This is a genomic window from Ruegeria sp. BH8 (assembly GCF_056538065.1).
In genome coordinates, this window is record NZ_JBQFSP010000014.1 from 17,546 (window position 1) to 33,050 (window position 15,505).

At 55.3% G+C, this 15,505-nt stretch carries 14 protein-coding genes; 1 reads left to right on the forward strand and 13 read right to left on the reverse strand.

What is annotated here, in order from left to right; all coding sequences use genetic code 11:
* Positions 1–5 precede the first annotated feature (5 nt).
* The 6 genes from ACR0AD_RS17965 to ACR0AD_RS17990 form a co-directional block, all read right to left on the reverse strand.
* Positions 6–764: an ABC transporter permease gene (locus ACR0AD_RS17965; RefSeq protein ID WP_480488785.1), complete on the reverse strand. Its 759-nt coding sequence runs from the start codon at positions 762–764 to the stop codon at positions 6–8.
* Between the two features lie 104 nt (positions 765–868).
* Positions 869–1,810: an ABC transporter permease gene (locus ACR0AD_RS17970; RefSeq protein WP_480484621.1), complete on the reverse strand. Its 942-nt coding sequence runs from the start codon at positions 1,808–1,810 to the stop codon at positions 869–871.
* Between the two features lie 54 nt (positions 1,811–1,864).
* Complete coding sequence (locus ACR0AD_RS17975) at positions 1,865–3,451, reverse strand: ABC transporter substrate-binding protein (protein ID WP_480488787.1); 1,587 nt, start codon at positions 3,449–3,451, stop codon at positions 1,865–1,867.
* A 221-nt stretch (positions 3,452–3,672) separates the two neighbouring features.
* Positions 3,673–4,245, reverse strand: coding sequence for a helix-turn-helix domain-containing protein (locus ACR0AD_RS17980; RefSeq protein ID WP_480484623.1), 573 nt, complete (start codon positions 4,243–4,245; stop codon positions 3,673–3,675).
* Between the two features lie 721 nt (positions 4,246–4,966).
* On the reverse strand, positions 4,967–5,899 hold the full coding sequence (locus ACR0AD_RS17985; RefSeq protein ID WP_480488789.1) for a phosphotransferase: 933 nt from the start codon (positions 5,897–5,899) through the stop codon (positions 4,967–4,969).
* Positions 5,900–5,914: 15 nt separating this feature from the next.
* Positions 5,915–8,338, reverse strand: a complete 2,424-nt coding sequence (locus tag ACR0AD_RS17990) for a GcvT family protein (RefSeq protein ID WP_480488791.1) — start codon at positions 8,336–8,338, stop codon at positions 5,915–5,917.
* 146 nt (positions 8,339–8,484) lie between these two features.
* Between ACR0AD_RS17990 and ACR0AD_RS17995 the strand changes: the two genes are divergently transcribed.
* A complete protein-coding gene (locus tag ACR0AD_RS17995; RefSeq protein WP_480488793.1) occupies positions 8,485–9,267 on the forward strand; it encodes a DeoR/GlpR family DNA-binding transcription regulator in 783 nt (260 codons plus the stop codon).
* A gap of 453 nt (positions 9,268–9,720) precedes the next feature.
* Here ACR0AD_RS17995 and ACR0AD_RS18000 read toward each other — a convergent pair whose 3' ends face one another.
* The 7 genes from ACR0AD_RS18000 to pobA all read right to left on the reverse strand — a co-directional run bounded on the left by ACR0AD_RS18000 (position 9,721) and on the right by pobA (position 15,447).
* A complete protein-coding gene (locus tag ACR0AD_RS18000) occupies positions 9,721–10,782 on the reverse strand; it encodes a 3-carboxy-cis,cis-muconate cycloisomerase (protein ID WP_480488795.1) in 1,062 nt (353 codons plus the stop codon).
* A gap of 66 nt (positions 10,783–10,848) precedes the next feature.
* The gene (locus tag ACR0AD_RS18005) at positions 10,849–11,670 is read right to left on the reverse strand and encodes a 3-oxoadipate:acetyl-CoA acetyltransferase (RefSeq protein ID WP_480488797.1); all 822 of its coding nucleotides are present in this window, start codon (positions 11,668–11,670) and stop codon (positions 10,849–10,851) included.
* Positions 11,671–11,718: 48 nt separating this feature from the next.
* A complete protein-coding gene (gene pcaG, locus ACR0AD_RS18010) occupies positions 11,719–12,336 on the reverse strand; it encodes a protocatechuate 3,4-dioxygenase subunit alpha (RefSeq protein ID WP_480488799.1) in 618 nt (205 codons plus the stop codon).
* Positions 12,337–12,338: 2 nt separating this feature from the next.
* Positions 12,339–13,067: a protocatechuate 3,4-dioxygenase subunit beta gene (gene pcaH / locus ACR0AD_RS18015; RefSeq protein ID WP_480488801.1), complete on the reverse strand. Its 729-nt coding sequence runs from the start codon at positions 13,065–13,067 to the stop codon at positions 12,339–12,341.
* A 52-nt stretch (positions 13,068–13,119) separates the two neighbouring features.
* Entirely contained in the window at positions 13,120–13,497 is a 378-nt protein-coding gene (gene pcaC / locus ACR0AD_RS18020; protein ID WP_480488803.1) for a 4-carboxymuconolactone decarboxylase, read from the reverse strand.
* On the reverse strand, positions 13,490–14,278 hold the full coding sequence (pcaD, locus tag ACR0AD_RS18025) for a 3-oxoadipate enol-lactonase (protein WP_480488805.1): 789 nt from the start codon (positions 14,276–14,278) through the stop codon (positions 13,490–13,492). Before pcaD ends, pcaC begins: the two co-directional genes overlap by 8 nt.
* Entirely contained in the window at positions 14,278–15,447 is a 1,170-nt protein-coding gene (gene pobA / locus ACR0AD_RS18030; RefSeq protein WP_480488807.1) for a 4-hydroxybenzoate 3-monooxygenase, read from the reverse strand. Before pobA ends, pcaD begins: the two co-directional genes overlap by 1 nt.
* Positions 15,448–15,505: the final 58 nt, after the last annotated feature.

The following is a 15,505-nucleotide window of genomic DNA, read 5'->3' on the forward strand; positions in this document are numbered from 1 at the left end:
ACTCCTTACCCACGTGGCCTGAGCAGGTCTGCTAACCCATCGCCAACAAGGGAAAATCCAAGACCTGTGATAACGATCGCGATGCCGGGCATCAGGCTCAACCACCAGGCCGTTGTGATAAAATTGCGTCCTTCCGCGATCAGGACACCCCATTCCGCCTGCGGTGGCTGTGCGCCAAGACCCAGATAACCCAGCGACGAACCCAGCAGAATTGCCAGTGCCATGTCCGTCATCCAGTAAACGATAACCGGCGTGATCGCGTTCGGCAGAAGGTGGCGAAAGATAATGCGCCTGTCAGAGTATCCCATGACGATGCCAGCAGCAGCATAGTCGTTTCCCATCTGCGCGATGACCTCGGCCCGCATTAACCGGGCATAGTAGACCCAACCAACAACCGTTATCGCAATGTACATATTGACCAAACCCGGCCCAAGCACGGCGACGACCGCGATAACAAGAACCAGAAATGGGAACGTGATGATCGCGTCTACAACACGCCCGAAGATCATATCGGCAATTCCGCGGTAGTAGCCGACAAGCGCGCCAATCACGACGCCAATGATCAGGGCAAAGACTGTGGCAAGGACAGCCATCTGCATGTTTACCGAATAGGCTGAAATAACGCGGCTCAGACTGTCGCGCCCCAGCAGGTCGGTGCCGAAGGGATGGGCCCAGCTTGGTGGCTGGCGAACCGCGTTATAATCAATGAAATTGGGATCATAGGGGGCGAAAGCATTTGGCATGATCGCAAGCAAAGTCGACATTCCAATGATGCAAAGGCCTATTATGAAACCCGGTTTTCGTAGCGCCGCTGGCATGCGCGTCCTTGGCGGCTCACCCGCCCCAACAGGAGAAGTGGCAGTGTTGGTCATGTCAATCGCATCCTCGGGTCCAACGAGCTTTGAAACAGGTCCGTAAGCAGGAATACGACCGAGACCAGAACGGCAAAGGTCAACGTCAATCCCTGGATAAGCGGGTAGTCGCGCGCGAAAATCGCCTCAAGCATCAAGCGTCCGACACCAGGCACGGCAAAAACTGTTTCGGTAACCAGTGTTCCGCTCATGAGGTTGCCGATGGACAGACCCAAAAGTGTAACGGTCGAAATCAGCGCGTTACGCAGCACATGGCGTCCCAAAATCAGCCTGTCAGGCAAACCCTTGGCTCGGGCAAACTGAACGTATTCAGCATCCAGAACCTCGATGATTGCAGCACGCAGATTTCGCATGATGATCGCCGACGTATATAACGCCACCGCTACGGCAGGCAGGAACAGATGATATAGCCTGTCGCCAAAGGTGTCGCCGTAGCCGCCGACTGGAAACCACCTGAGCTGTGCGGCAAGAAAGGTTAGCAGAATCAGACCGATGTAAAACACAGGCATCGACAACCCCACCTGGAAAACCGTGCGGATCACTGCGTCGGGCCACCGTCCGCGGTTCAGAGCTGCAACAAACGCCAGTGGTCCTGCAATCAACAAAGACATGAGGACAGCATAGATCGTCAGAAAAGCCGTGGTCGGAAGTCGGTTGATGATGACTTCAGTTACCGGTGCGCGCATCAGGATTGACCGGCCCAAATCGCCTTGCAGCGTATTTGTCAGAAACAGCCAGAACTGTACCAAAAGCGGCTCGTTCAGTCCCAACCGTTCGCGGATAGCAGCAAGATCCGCATCCGATGCCCGATCTCCTGCGATGGCGATGGCCGGGTCCCCCGGCAAGAGACGAACCAGAACAAAGATAATGATCATCACGAGGATGAATGTCGGGATCATCAACAGCAAGCGTTTGAACGTGTATTGAAGGGTTGCCATCAAGGCCTCCGTCAAAAGAACCGCCGGCAGGTACTGCCGGCGGCATATAAGCGATCAGCGGCTGACGGTCGCCTGATCGAAGACGTTATTTCCCAGTGGTGTCTGAACGTAACCGTCCACGCTGGTCGAAACGGCCACCGCAAAAGGCGTCTCATACATGAAAAGCAAGGGAGCAGCATCTGCATATATTTCCTGCATTTCAGCATACTGGGCCGCTCTTTTTTCGGCGTCGATTTCGGTTGCCGAAGCTTCAAACAGAGCGTTAAATTCCGCATTTTCCCAACCAGTACCGACCGCATTGGCCGTAGGTGTATGACCCAACCAGCCCACGACCTGGCTGGGGTCGTTTACGTCGTTCACCCAACCATAGGTGTGGATGTCAAACTCACCCGAGCGGTTCTTGGCGCCACGTGTCGGTCCATCCACCTGTTCGACTGACAGGTTTATCCCCAACGGAGCCCACATTTGCTGAAGAGCCGCAAATATTGTGCTGTCATCCGCAGAGCCAGCCAAAGTCGTAAAGGTGATTTCGGTTCCTGGCGCTACGCCGGCCTCGGCGATCAGAGCTTTCGCCTTGTCAAGGTCGTAGGCATACAACGGATCAAGATTTGCGGAAAGCTGGGTCGCCGCCGCCATCAAAGGCGACGTCATTGGCTTGCCGGCGCCTTGCAGCACAAGCCCGATCAGTGCCTCTTTGTTGGTGGCATAGTTGAGTGCTTGCCGTACCCGAGCGTCTGACAAAGGGTTAGGCGATCCGTCAGCACGGGTTTCACGCGTGTTGATCGGCGAATATATGATCCGTGTGGACGGATAGAGGTTCATGTTGATCGCTTGGTCTGCTTCAAGCTCCGGCACACGTGAAAAGGGAATGAACTCGGCGGCATCCACCTCACCGGCCTGAAGCTTCAGAATCCGGGTTGCGTCATCGGGTATGATCTCGAAATGCACGCCGTCCAGATAGGGCAGCGCTCTGCCGTCGGATCCTTTGCGCCAATAATTCTTGTTGGCACAGAACTCCATGGAAGTTCCCTGCTCAAATCCACACAGATAGAAGGGACCGGACCCGACACCGGGGCCTTTGGCTGCAAAGATTGCGGCGGACTTTTCCTGGTCTGTGGAACCTTCGGCCGCCTCAAAGACGGCTTTAGAGACAATGCCGGTTGTGAAAGTGGCAAGCATAGAGAGGATTGTCGGGTCAGCCGCTTTCAGGCTGATCGAGATGACGTTTCCTTCCGCGCTTACATTGTCGATGGATCCGAGAAGCCCAGCCCATGGGCTCAGATCGGGATTGCGGGCGCGATCCAGCGAAAAGACAACGTCTTCTCCGGTCAAAGGTGTTCCATCCGAAAACGAGACGCCGCTGCGCAAGGTAAGCGATACAGACTGTCCATCGTCGGAGATACTGTATTCTTCGGCCAGTCCTGGGATGACAGAATTCCCATCTTCACTGGGGCGCAAAAGCGTGTCGAAAAGGCTGCCAACCATCCAGATGTCAGGGTTTCGATCGGCATAAATAGGGTCAATCAGGTTTGATCCGTCATATCTGGCGAAATTCAGAATGCCACCACGCTCTTGTGCAAACAAAGGTAGGGCCATTGCAGTGGCCACGACGGCAGTCGCTGCCATCAAATTACGTTTCATTGATGAGTTCCTCCCAAAGCGATTCTTCATCGCGTGAAGGTGTTATACATTAATTTCATTACTACTAAAACTTCTTTTAGTAATGCGTAAATTGCATATTGCGCTCACAGGAGCATTGATTGAGAATTTCAGGGCACGCCACGACGTTCGGGGCAGCACTTTCAAGTGCGACCACGCGATAGAATTCGGAGAACTTTCGGTGAGCTTTTCAGCCGGTGCGATTACTTGGACGTATTTTTGATCGGCGTCGTATCCACCCACAATTCAACCGCTTCGGTATCTCCTAGAACGATCGAATAATGCGGCTTGGACGCGTCGTGATGTATCGTGTCACCGCTCGACATGATGTGGACTTCGTCACCCAGATGATATTCCAACTGACCCGAAATCAGATAACAAAAGGTCTCGCCTTCGTGACACATCTTCTCGGACATGTGACCCGCAGGGCGATGTACAATACAAGGATACAAAAGCGCGCCCGAAAACCCCGGACCCAACTTTTCATAGAACCGCCCGTTGACTCCCAAAGCATAGGTTTGACGTCGATCTTTGCGAACGTATTCGGTGTACTCCTCGGGAACGCTGACTAGCTGTTCAATGCTGGTCTTCAAAGATGCAGCAATTGCCATAAGCGAAGACAGGGACGGGGCACTGATGCCGCGTTCAACCTGCGATATGAACCCTGTCGTCAAATCAGCTTCATCCGCAACTTCGACAAGTGTTTTGCCAAGCGCTTTCCGGCGGCGTCGAATTGCTTTCCCCAGTTGAGACGGGTGATTTTTCTGATCCATCATTTCTTCTCTAGTGGTAGAGCTCGACAGCTCTCAAAGGCCTTGTTTCAGCAAATCCTGTACCAGTGTCCGAAGGGGACAGCGATTCGCTTACCTAGGCGAACTTCATAACCGGTACGGTTATCATTGGCTAAGTTTCTACTAAAAGCGTTTTTGACCCTGAAAAGCAAATTTGGTTCGGTCCTTCGTGTCGCTACAAGTTTCTGAATGAGAGGCGTTGTCTTGGCGAACACGTGTGAGGAACCTAGCCAAATCAGCCCGCCGCTATGACAGACTCAGATCTGACAGGGGACCTTGTTGCAGTCGACTTACTTCACCGCGCGCACAGAAGGAAATCAGTGATTTTGACGCCATCATTCAAGAAGGGGCGTAGAAACGCCCGCGTACCTGTTGCGTTGATATACGTTTGGCCCAAGCGCCAGGAAATCTGCACTTAGCGTTCCTTCAAATGTGCCCCGTGCAAAGACCAACGGTGGAAAATCGCAACCCGTATGTTGAGGTCGCCAGATCAACTCTCGGACCGCATTCAGCTATGATATCTGTTCGATCACGACAGGAAACTGTGCCTCAGGTAGAACAGCACAGCATTTTAACTGCCGTTTTGGGGACGTTGCGGCCCCTCAAAGAGCCTACCGTGAAACCTGTTCGAATCCCATTTGTCCGAACCATTTTTCATTTCCACATGCCAGTCATTCATCAAGAGATCGCAACTTATCCATCTGCACTATTCGTTCGCAACTGCCTGAACATGGGCTGCGAAAGCAGGATTGAACATCAGTGCCTTGCACCTGTCGAACCGACCCGTAGCATAGGCCCAGAAATCTTCGGCCGGGTTATCATCAGCATGTTGGATCAAGCCCCAGAGTGTCCACAGAAGATCGCACATCGCCTTGTAGATCACCATTCGCCCGAATTGAGCCGCTGTTGGTGCCGCGCCAAAATAGGACGTCAGCATCTCGATTTCCTGCTTCTCGGTCAGCCCGGCTTCGACTGATAAATCGCCGAGGTCCCAAAGAGCATCATTCATCCCGGAATATTCGAAATCCACGATCCACATACGGTCACCGTTGTCGAGAAAGTTCTCGCAAAGCGGATCGCAATGGCTGGGAACCAGCGCGCCCGGCTTGTCTTGCAGCAGCTGTTTGATCGGCGCCGCTTCGGCGACGATTTCAGTATAGCCTTCGGGCAGGGAAATATCCTTTGTTGCCAGGACTTTAAGATATTCATCGATCATCGAAAAAAGTTCGAACCGGAATTCGAAAGGGCGGGGTGACTCGTGTAGTTGCCGCAGGGCATGCCCGGCACGCGCAGCCGCTCCGGTGCGCGTTGCGAAAAGCTCGGGTGTCATGGTGACGATATCGTCGATGCAGTCACTGATCATCACACCGGTGTCTGCATCCGCCCAAAGCACAGCGGGACCGATACCAGCTTCGGCTGCGACCCTGGCATTGTGAATCTCAACGCCACGATCGATATAATCCGCGGTGCCGTCTCCGGGGATGCGAACGATCATGGTGTGTCCGCAGGTTTCCACTCTGTAGACCAGGTTGGTCAACCCACCCAGCCGCTTGATTTCGCTGTTTTGTGCTGAGGTGTCTTCAAAGCCTTTCAGGTTGCGAAGTTCACTCAGGACACGGTCAGTGTTTCCGTCAGTCATTTTCTGCCCTCCCCCTCAGGCTTTTAGCCGTTCATTGGCCGGGTCGAACAGAGGCCCGTCCACCCGGCAGATTTGTTTGCGGTCACCGAACAGTTCGAGTTCGAATTCCGTCTGGTCCGTCATCGCCACCGGAAGATAGCCGTAGATGATCGTTTTCCCGACGTGGTACCCATAACCACCGCTGCTGGCGCGCGAAACGGTTACGCCATTGTGCAGGATGGTTTCTCCCCCGGTCATCGGCAGTTTTTCTTCGGTCACGAAGGTACAGAGTATCTGTGCCGTGCCATTGGATTTCTGGTCCTCCAGCACATCGCGCCCTAGGAAACTTTCCTTCGATTTCAGGTGGACGCGAGAGCCCAGGCCCGCTTCTACAGGTGTATAGTCCGGGGTGATGTCGGTGCTCCAGTAAAGATACCCCTTTTCCAGGCGCAGCGAGTCAATGGCCCGGTAGCCGATATCGCGGATGCCATGGGCGTGCCCGGCCTTCCAAAGCTGATCATAGACATGAAGTGCAAATTCGGTTGGGATGTGCAGTTCCCAGCCCAACTCGCCGGTATAGCCTATGCGCACTGCACGCACTCTTGCTGCTCCGACTGTAATGTCGCGCGCTGTTGCAAAGGGAAACGCAGCGTTTGAGATATCCTCTTCGGTTACCGCCTGCAGGACGTCGCGCGCTTTTGGTCCGCAGATGTTGATCACGGCCCGGGAAGAGGTAACCTCGATTAAATGTGCTGATCCGTCTTCCGGCAGATGACGTCGGATCCAGTCGGAATCGTGAACCCCGAATCCAGCGCCGGTCACGATATAGAAATGGTCGCGCCCCAGGCGGGTGATGGTGACATCCGCCTCGACGCCGCCTTTGTCGTTACAAAGTTGGGTATAGATTACGCTGCCATCCGGCTTGTCCATGTTTGAGACCGCCAGGTGTTGCAACACATCCAACGCGCCAGAGCCGATCAGCTCGAACTTGGAAAAGCTCGACTGGTCGATCAGAACGACACTTTCGCGGGCAGCGCGGTGTTCTTCGGCCGCGAAGACATGCCAACCGGGATTGAGGAAATCGAGTTGATCCACTGGGGCGACCCCAGCTGGGGCAAACCACAAAGGCCGTTCCCACCCGTTCTTCGATCCATAAACCGCCCCGTGTTCTTTCAATCGGTTATATAGTGGAGACAAGCGCAAATTACGTGCGGTCTCGGCCTCCTGGCCCGGATAGCGCATCTTGTAGTGATGTGCATAATGTTCGACGGCTCGGGGATACATAAAGGCCTTGGTCGCATGATGTGGGCTAAACCGCCGCACGTCCAATGGCCAAAGATCCAGGCTTGGGCGCCCGTTCAGAATCCATTCCGCGATCATTTCCCCCGCGCCCCCGCCAGCCGCAATGCCGTAGAGGAACCCGGTCGAAAGCATCAAGTTCTTGATCTCAGGGGCCCAGCCCATGACAAAATCACCATCGGCGGAATAGGGGATCGGTCCATTGATGATTTGCCGGATTCCGACCTGGTTCACGACAGGGGTGACGACACCGGCAAGTTCAGCCAGCGGCGCGAAACGGTCAAGATTGTCAGGCAGCAACTGGCGCACAAACTCTCCGGGAATGCCCCGTTTTCCAAATGGTAATGTGTCGTCTTCGTAACCTCCGATGACCAGACGCCCGCCAGCATCGGGCTTGTAATAGACCAGACGCTCGGGGTCGCGCAGTGTGGGCAGGCCCTTGACCAATTCCGGCTCTGGTAACGGTTCTGTTACGACATATTGGTGCTCGACAGCGCAGGCTGGCACCACGACGCCCAGTTTTGCCGCCAGTTCACGGCTCCACATGCCCGAGGCCAGCACAACGGTTTCCGCCTCATAGTCGCCGTTGGTTGTCATCACTTTGGTTATGCGACCATTGCGGATTTCGAAATCCTCAACCTTCACCCCCTGCCTGATCTGTGCGCCGTGGTTACGCGCACCGGCTGCAATCGCCAGACACAGGCCAGCGGGGTCAACGTGGCCGTCCGACGGAATAAAGGCGGCCCCCTCTAACCCGTCGGCATCGATATAGGGAAACAGGGCTTTCGCTTCGGCTGGTGAGATGATTTCCATCTCCAGGTCAAAACTGCGTGCCATCGTTGCCAAGCGTTTTGCCTCCAGCAACCGTTCCTTGGTTGCCGCCAGCCGCAAGCTGCCGACTTTCTTCCAGTCGAATTCCATACCAGTCTCGTCGGCCAGCCGGTCATAGAGCGCGACCGAACGTTTCAGCATCCGGGTTGTATTGCGGGAAGATCGCAATTGCCCAACCAGCCCGGCAGCGTGCCATGTTGCCCCCTCTGTCAGAGATGCCTTTTCCAGAAGGACGACATCCGTCTCACCTGCCTGGGCCAGATGATAAGCGATTGAGCATCCGATGATGCCGCCGCCAATAATAAGGTGTTTTGCAGAATGGGTTGTCATGGCCTCGCCCCTGTCGACAAATTGGGTGCCAGATCACCGTATCGGCCAATATAAATCAACAAAAATTAAACAATAGTGTTGAAATCTGTTGATTTAAGGGGGTAACTACAATTTATCCTGTTAAAGTCCAACATCCGAGTGACTGAATGTCAAAATACGAAAAGGACATCCTGAGCGCGGTTAACATGCATGGCCGAATCTCGGTCATGGACCTGGCGCAGAGGCTTAACGTTTCCGATCAGACAATCCGTCGAATTGTAAAGCCGTTGGTGGATGCGGGGCAAATCGACAAGGTTCACGGCGCGTTGATCAGCACCCAAAAGGTTCTGGATCCCCCTTTCATCGCGCGTATGACAACCAACCGCGCAGCGAAAGTCGCCATTGCCAAGTCAATATTGAACCTTGTACCAGATAACGCGTCCATTGCTATCGATACGGGATCTACGTCGGGTTTTGTGGCCCAAGCCCTCAAGGCGCGCAGAGATCTTACCGTGGTGACGAATTCAGCGTTCATCGCAACAACTTTGGCCATGGGGAACGGCAACCGGGTCTTTATGGCGGGCACACAGCTTCGAAATCATGACGGGGCAGCGTTCGACCGCGCGGCCTTTGACGTTATTGCAAATATGTCGGTGGAGTACTCAATCCTGTCGGCGTCACGTGTGGATCCGAAACAGGGTTTTTTGGTGTTCGAACAATGCGAAGTCGATATTGCGGTCGCAATGAAGGCGATCAGTGAACGATGTTTCATGGCAGTTGACTCGACCAAGTTCCAGGCATCCGAACCCAAACCAGCCTTGCGTCTTCCGGCTCTTTCGGCAAGTGACTTCCTGATAACCGAGCGGAAGCCTGCGCCAAAATTTGAAGGCGTCATAGGTCGGGCAAAGACAGTAATCGCCGCAGATCAGTTTCAAGCTTTTGATGAGTGATTGGCCTTTGGGAACGGACGTTTTTTCCTATTATTTACCACAAAGCTGTGTGGAGTGGCGGGATTGCGTCGCTTGCATAACGCGTGGGCCGCATCAATATTGTCGGCGACATCTGACATACTCCGGCACTCCAAAATGGCAGCTGTCCTGATATCCGCGTCAACGAAATTCCGATATGTTCCGTCCAACGTAGGCTGACTTCCTTGGCCGTGAAATAGGCCAGCGACAGATCGTCAGGGCGATCCTCGGCCATCACCTTGATCAGGAACGCCGCCTGTTCTCGGTTCTTCGGCGACTTTAGGTTGCCCGCACCGTCACTGATCCTTCGCTACTGAAGTGGCCCGTCGTTGGGATTGGGAAAACGGAGGAAACACGATGGGAAACAAGTGACACAACCTGCGACGCCAAGTCAGTGTCGCGCCTGAATAACGTCGGGCTCAGAGGCCAGTGCAGTCACTCCACCATGCCTATCCGTTCGATCTGTTGCACTAACGTACCACAGCTGATCAGAGCCTGCCCCGTTGCCAGGATCATCTGGGGCAGGATCATCCATTCCAGCGTCCAGGCAACGCCGGAACGTTCCTGCTCGTGCACCAGCGCCTGATGCATGCCCGAAAGTTGGGTTGCGTTGAAACGAGCAAGTGCGACCAGCAGTTCCGCGCGGACCGGGTTGCGCTTGTGAGGCATCGCCGAAGATCCGCCGCCACCTGCCAGCGAAACCTCGTCCACCCCCTGCTGGGCCATGAGCGACACGTCCTGACCGATCTTTCCCAGCGATCCGGTTATCAATGAAAGCCATGAGGCAAACTCTGCAAGATTGTCCCGGCGGGTATGCCAGTTTGCATCGCAGCTGGCCAGGCCAAGCCCACGGGCCACATGATCTGCGATTACCTGTCCGGACCCGTGCATCCCGGCGCGGTCGCCAACGGCGCCGCCAAGTTGCAGCACAAGCAATCTGGGTTGCAATTCGGTCAGGCGTTTCTGGTGATCGGCCAATGGCAACCGCCAGTTTCGCAGGCGCGTGGCAACAGAAATCTGCAATGCCGCCTGCATTCGGGTTCGCCCCATCATCACGTGTTCGCCATATGCCTGTTCCAACGCCACAAGCGCATCCATCAGGTCAGAAAGACGGGCCGAAAACACCTCCAGAATGTCCTTGATTGACAAAACCAGAGCGGTGTCGACAACATCCTGCGACGTCATCCCCTTATGCAGCGCGACGTGGCAATGTTCAGGCAATGCCGCTTTGAGCGACCGCACCAGCGCGGGCACCACAACGCCATCCAATGCCGTCCCGTCGCGCAGCGCCTGCATGTCGGGACGGTGTTGTCGGATAAGGTTTGCCGCGGTTTCCGCCACCTCTGGTGGTACGGTGCCGACCGCCGCCAAAGCCTCTGAATATGCGGCCTCGACGGACAGCATGTGTCTCAGCTGAGCCTCTGCACCCAGCAACTCTGAGGTCTGTGGGTCCTCAAACAGCCCGCTGAGCCAGGGATGAGTGGAAAGCTGTTCCATCTTATGTGTGGCCTTTGAAATGAAGCGAGCGGATATCAATCGTCATGGCATCATTCCTCCCTGCGCTCAAAGAGCCAAAATCTCGCGGGCCTGTTGCCAGGTGGCGACCGGACGTTCGTGCTTTGCGCATAGCTCGGTCACGCGATTGACCAGCGCAGCGTTCGAAGGCGCTAGTGTATTCCGATCCAGCCGGACATTGTCTTCCAAACCTGTCCGCGTGTGTCCGCCCGCAGCAATGGCCCATTCATTTACCACAATCTGGTTTGGACCGATCCCGGCGGCACACCATTCGGCATCCGGTGCGCGATCCTGCATGGATTTTACGTAGAAGTCGAACACGGCCCTGTCGACCGGCATCGCGTTTTTGACACCCATGACAAATTGAACATACAGCTTGCCATACAGCTTGCCTTCCTTGTGCAATCTGATCGCTTGCAGGATGTGGGACAGGTCAAACGCCTCGATCTCGGGTGTAACTTTGTATTTTTGCATCTCGGCTGATAGCCAGTCCACCAGGTCGGGTGGATTTTCATAAACCCGGGTGGGAAAGTTGTTCGACCCAACAGACAGCGAAGCCATGTCAGGTGACAGGGGCAGCATTCCGCCCCTTGCCTGACCGGCGCCTGACCGCCCACCGGTAGAGAACTGGATAATCATTCCGGGGCAGTGTTTTTGCAAACCCTCTTTGAGGAGGGCGAATTTCTCGGGGTCGCTGCTGGGTGTCTGATCATCGTTGCGAACATGGGCGTGGACAATGCTGGCCCCGGCCTCGAACGCCTCTTGCGTGCTTTCGACCTGTTCCGCAACCGAGATCGGCACCGCGGGGTTGTTCTTTTTGGTGGGCAGGGAACCAGTGATGGCCACGCAAATGATGCAGGGTTTGGTCATGGTGACTTCCTGAATTAAGTGCCGCCTTGGCAAGGCAGCACCAAGTAATCAGATATCAAAAAAGACGGTCTCATCTTCGCCTTGTATCTTGATATCGAAGCGATAGACAACTTGACCGTCCCGATTGGTGCGTTTGGCCAGCAGCGTTGCGCGGCGGCGTTCCCATTCAATGAGATTAAGGACCGGGTCCTTGCTATTGGCCTCTTCCTCGTCCTCGAAATAGATACGCGTATTCAGGCCGACATTGATGCCCCGGGCAACGACCCAGAGGTTTATATGAGGCGCTTGCTGGCCCACGTTTCGTCCCGGTGTCGGACCGGGTTTGACAGTGTCGAACGCCCATTCGCCGGTTTCAAAATTGGTAATGACGCGTCCCCAGCCGCGAAAGCCGTCTTCGACATCGCCGCCGCCCTCAGGATGGGCATAAACGCCCTTGGCATTTGCTTGCCAAGCCTCAAGCAGAACATCCTTGATGGGAGATCCTGCCCCGTCCACGACCAGTCCTTCGACCCTGATACGCTCACCCTCGGCATTTGGTCCGGCTATGTCCCAGCCCAATTCCTGCCTGTAGATTTCAAATCCGGCAGCCCCGGGTGCCAGACCGATATGGACGTAAGGCCCGGCTGTTTGCGAGGGGGTTTCCTTCAGATAATTCAGCTGTTGCATCTTCAGTTCCCCTCCAAACGGTTTTCAAACAGGGTCGAGCGCCGACCGCGCAAGACCACGTCAAATCTATAGGCGATGGTATCCAGTGGGATCGTTGAATTCATATCGAGCCGCGAAATCAGGCGGCTGATCGCATCGGCATCAGGAATAGTTTTCACGATCGGGCACCTGTCGATCAGCGGGTCACCTTCGAAATAGCATTGTGTGATCAGGCGCTGTGCAAAACCTGTTCCGAATATCGACATGTGGATATGGGCGGGACGCCAGCTGTTCACCCAATTGCGCCAGGGGTAGGCACCGGGTTTTACGGTGCGGAAGAAATAATAACCGTTTTCATCTGTCAGGGTGCGGCCGCAACCACCGAAATTGGGATCGATCGGTGCCAGATGGGTATCCTTCTTGTGACGATAGCGCCCACCCGCATTCGCCTGCCAGATTTCCACCAACGTGTTTGGCACTGGACGTCCGTTTTCATCCAGCACCCTGCCGTGCAGAATGATACGCTCGCCAATCGGGCTTTCACCGGGCTGCGCATAGTTCGAGATCAGGTCGTTATCCAGAGGATCAACATCGTTGTGGCCAAAAACCGGGCCGGTGACCTCACTGATCGAGTTTTGCAGCGAGATCAGCGAATATTGCGGTGAACGGGTCACGCTGGTCTTGTAGTCGGGTGTCAGCGCAGGTGGGTGCCACTCGCGGTCACGCTGGTAGAATTCACCTTGTTTCAACATTGTCGGATCACACTTCCTTTTTGTCTGACTGGGGTTCCTACGCGTTTCCCATTCAGTCCTGTTCCATTTCATCATAGGTCTGTTTTGCCAGTTTGAGGGCCTGATTGGCGCGTGGCACGCCCGCGTAAATTGCGACGTGCTGAAACGCTTCAAGTACATCCTGCTTGCTGGCGCCGGTACGGGCTGTGGCGCGGATGTGCATCGGGATTTCTTCGAAATTGCCCAACGCAGCCAGCAAAGCCAGCGTCAGCATGGATCTCTCACGGTCGCTGATCCCGTCCGAGGCCCAGACGGTGCCCCACGCGCCTTCGGTGATAAGCGTCTGAAATGGACCGTCCAAATCAGACTTGGCGTCTTCGGCGCGATCCACATGGGCATCGCCCAGAATTCTGCGCCGCACTCGCATACCGGACTCGTATTTGTCACTCATTGCGGTTCTCCATCAGGAAGGCGGACAAGTCTTCAGCATAGGTGGCGGGGGCTTCCACACATGGCAGGTGCCCGGTGTTGGGTATTTCGGCATAGCGCGCCCCGGGGATCATAGCACAGGTCTGCCGGACCAGTTCGGGCGGGCAGGCGCGATCATCTGATCCGGCAATGGCCAGAACCGGCAATCGCAGCACCCGGGTCATGGGTTCAAGATCCGCATCTGCAATCGCGTTGCAGCATCCCAGGTACCCAGAAACAGGGGTACGTACCAGCATGTTGCGCCAAAGCAGCACGTTATCGGTTGCCCTGAAACCCGCCGCAAACCAACGGTCCAGAATTGCGTCTGCGACAGGCTCGATGCCGGACGACCGGATCGCGCCCATCCGGTTACGCCACATCTGCGCCGTCCCCATTTTCGTGGCGGTGTTGGACAGAACAAGGGCGCGGATCTGGTCCGGTCTGCGCGAAGCCAGCGCCTGACCGATCATCCCGCCAATAGACAGGCCGACAAACACCGTGTCGCGAACCCCGATATGGTCAAGCAAAGCCTCGGCGTCATCCGCCAGCTCAGCCATGCTGTAAAGCGCCTGAGGGCATTCCGACAGGCCGTGACCACGCAGATCGAACCGGATTAGGCGCAGGCCCTTGGGCAGCAAGGGCACAACCTTGTCCCAAAGGCGCAGGTCAGTTCCCAGCGAGTTGGCAAACACCACAGGCGTGCCATCTGGATCGCCATCCTCACGCCAATGCAGGTGAATGTTATCCAGCGCCGCAATCTGCATCAGTAGGGCAGCCCGACATAGTTTTGTGCAAACACCGATTGCGCCTCTTTGTTTTCGCGCAGGAAATCAATGCCAGCCTTCTGCATTTTCAGGTCAAAGCCGTTCTGTTCCGGAAAACGGTGCAACAGATTGGTCGTGGACCAGCTGAACCGTTCGGCCTTCCAGATCCGGGCCAGCGCTTTTTCGGAATAGCGGTCGATGCCTTCGCTGTCGTGGTCTTCATAGAATTGCAGCAGTGCGTTGTGCAGATAGTGGATGTCGCTTGCCGCCGTGTTAAGCCCCTTGGCCCCGGTGGGGGGCACGATATGCGCGGCATCCCCACACAGGAACAAACGGCCCCAGCGCATTGGTTCGGTCACAAAAGACCGCAGCGCCGCAATTGATTTTTCGACAGATGGCCCGGTGATCAGTGTCTCAGCATATTGCGCGGGGATCCTGCGTTTCAGCTCCTGCCAGAAGGCTTGATCAGTCCAGTCATCGGCACTGTCAGACAGCGAGCATTGAATGTAGTACCGGCTGAGGTTCTCATTGCGCATGGAACAAAGCGCAAAACCGCGTTCCGATCCGGCATATATTAGTTCGTTATGGACCGGGGGTGTTTCGGACAAAACGCCCAGCCAGCCAAATGGATAGACCTTTTCATATTCCCGGCGCACGGTCAGCGGGATGGTTTGACGCGACACCCCATGAAACCCGTCGCACCCGGCGACAAAATCGCAATCAATCCGGTGTCCGGTCCCATCCGCTTGATACGTCACATAGGGTGCATCGCTGTCAGCCCCGTGAATCTGAACATCATCGGCGTTGAAAACGATCTTGCCGCCCATTGCCTCGCGCGCATCATACAGGTCGCGGGTTACTTCAGTTTGTCCGTAAACAACCACATGACTGCCTGTCAGCTTTTTAAAGTTGATGCCGAATTCGATATCGCCGTATGAGATCACTGTGCCGTCATGGACAAAACACTCCTTGTCCATCCGCTCTCCTACACCGGCCTCGCGCATCAGTTCCACAAAACCGGTTTCCAGAATGCCGGCGCGAATGCGGCCCAGAACGTATTCTCTGGTTTTGCGCTCTAACACGATGGTGTCTATGCCTTTGCGGTGCAACAACTGGCTGAGCAAAAGACCTGAAGGTCCACCGCCGATGATCGCGACCTGAACGCGCATGTTGGCTCTCCTGATTTCGCGTATCTAATAATTGAACGCCATTTCTCGATATGTAAAA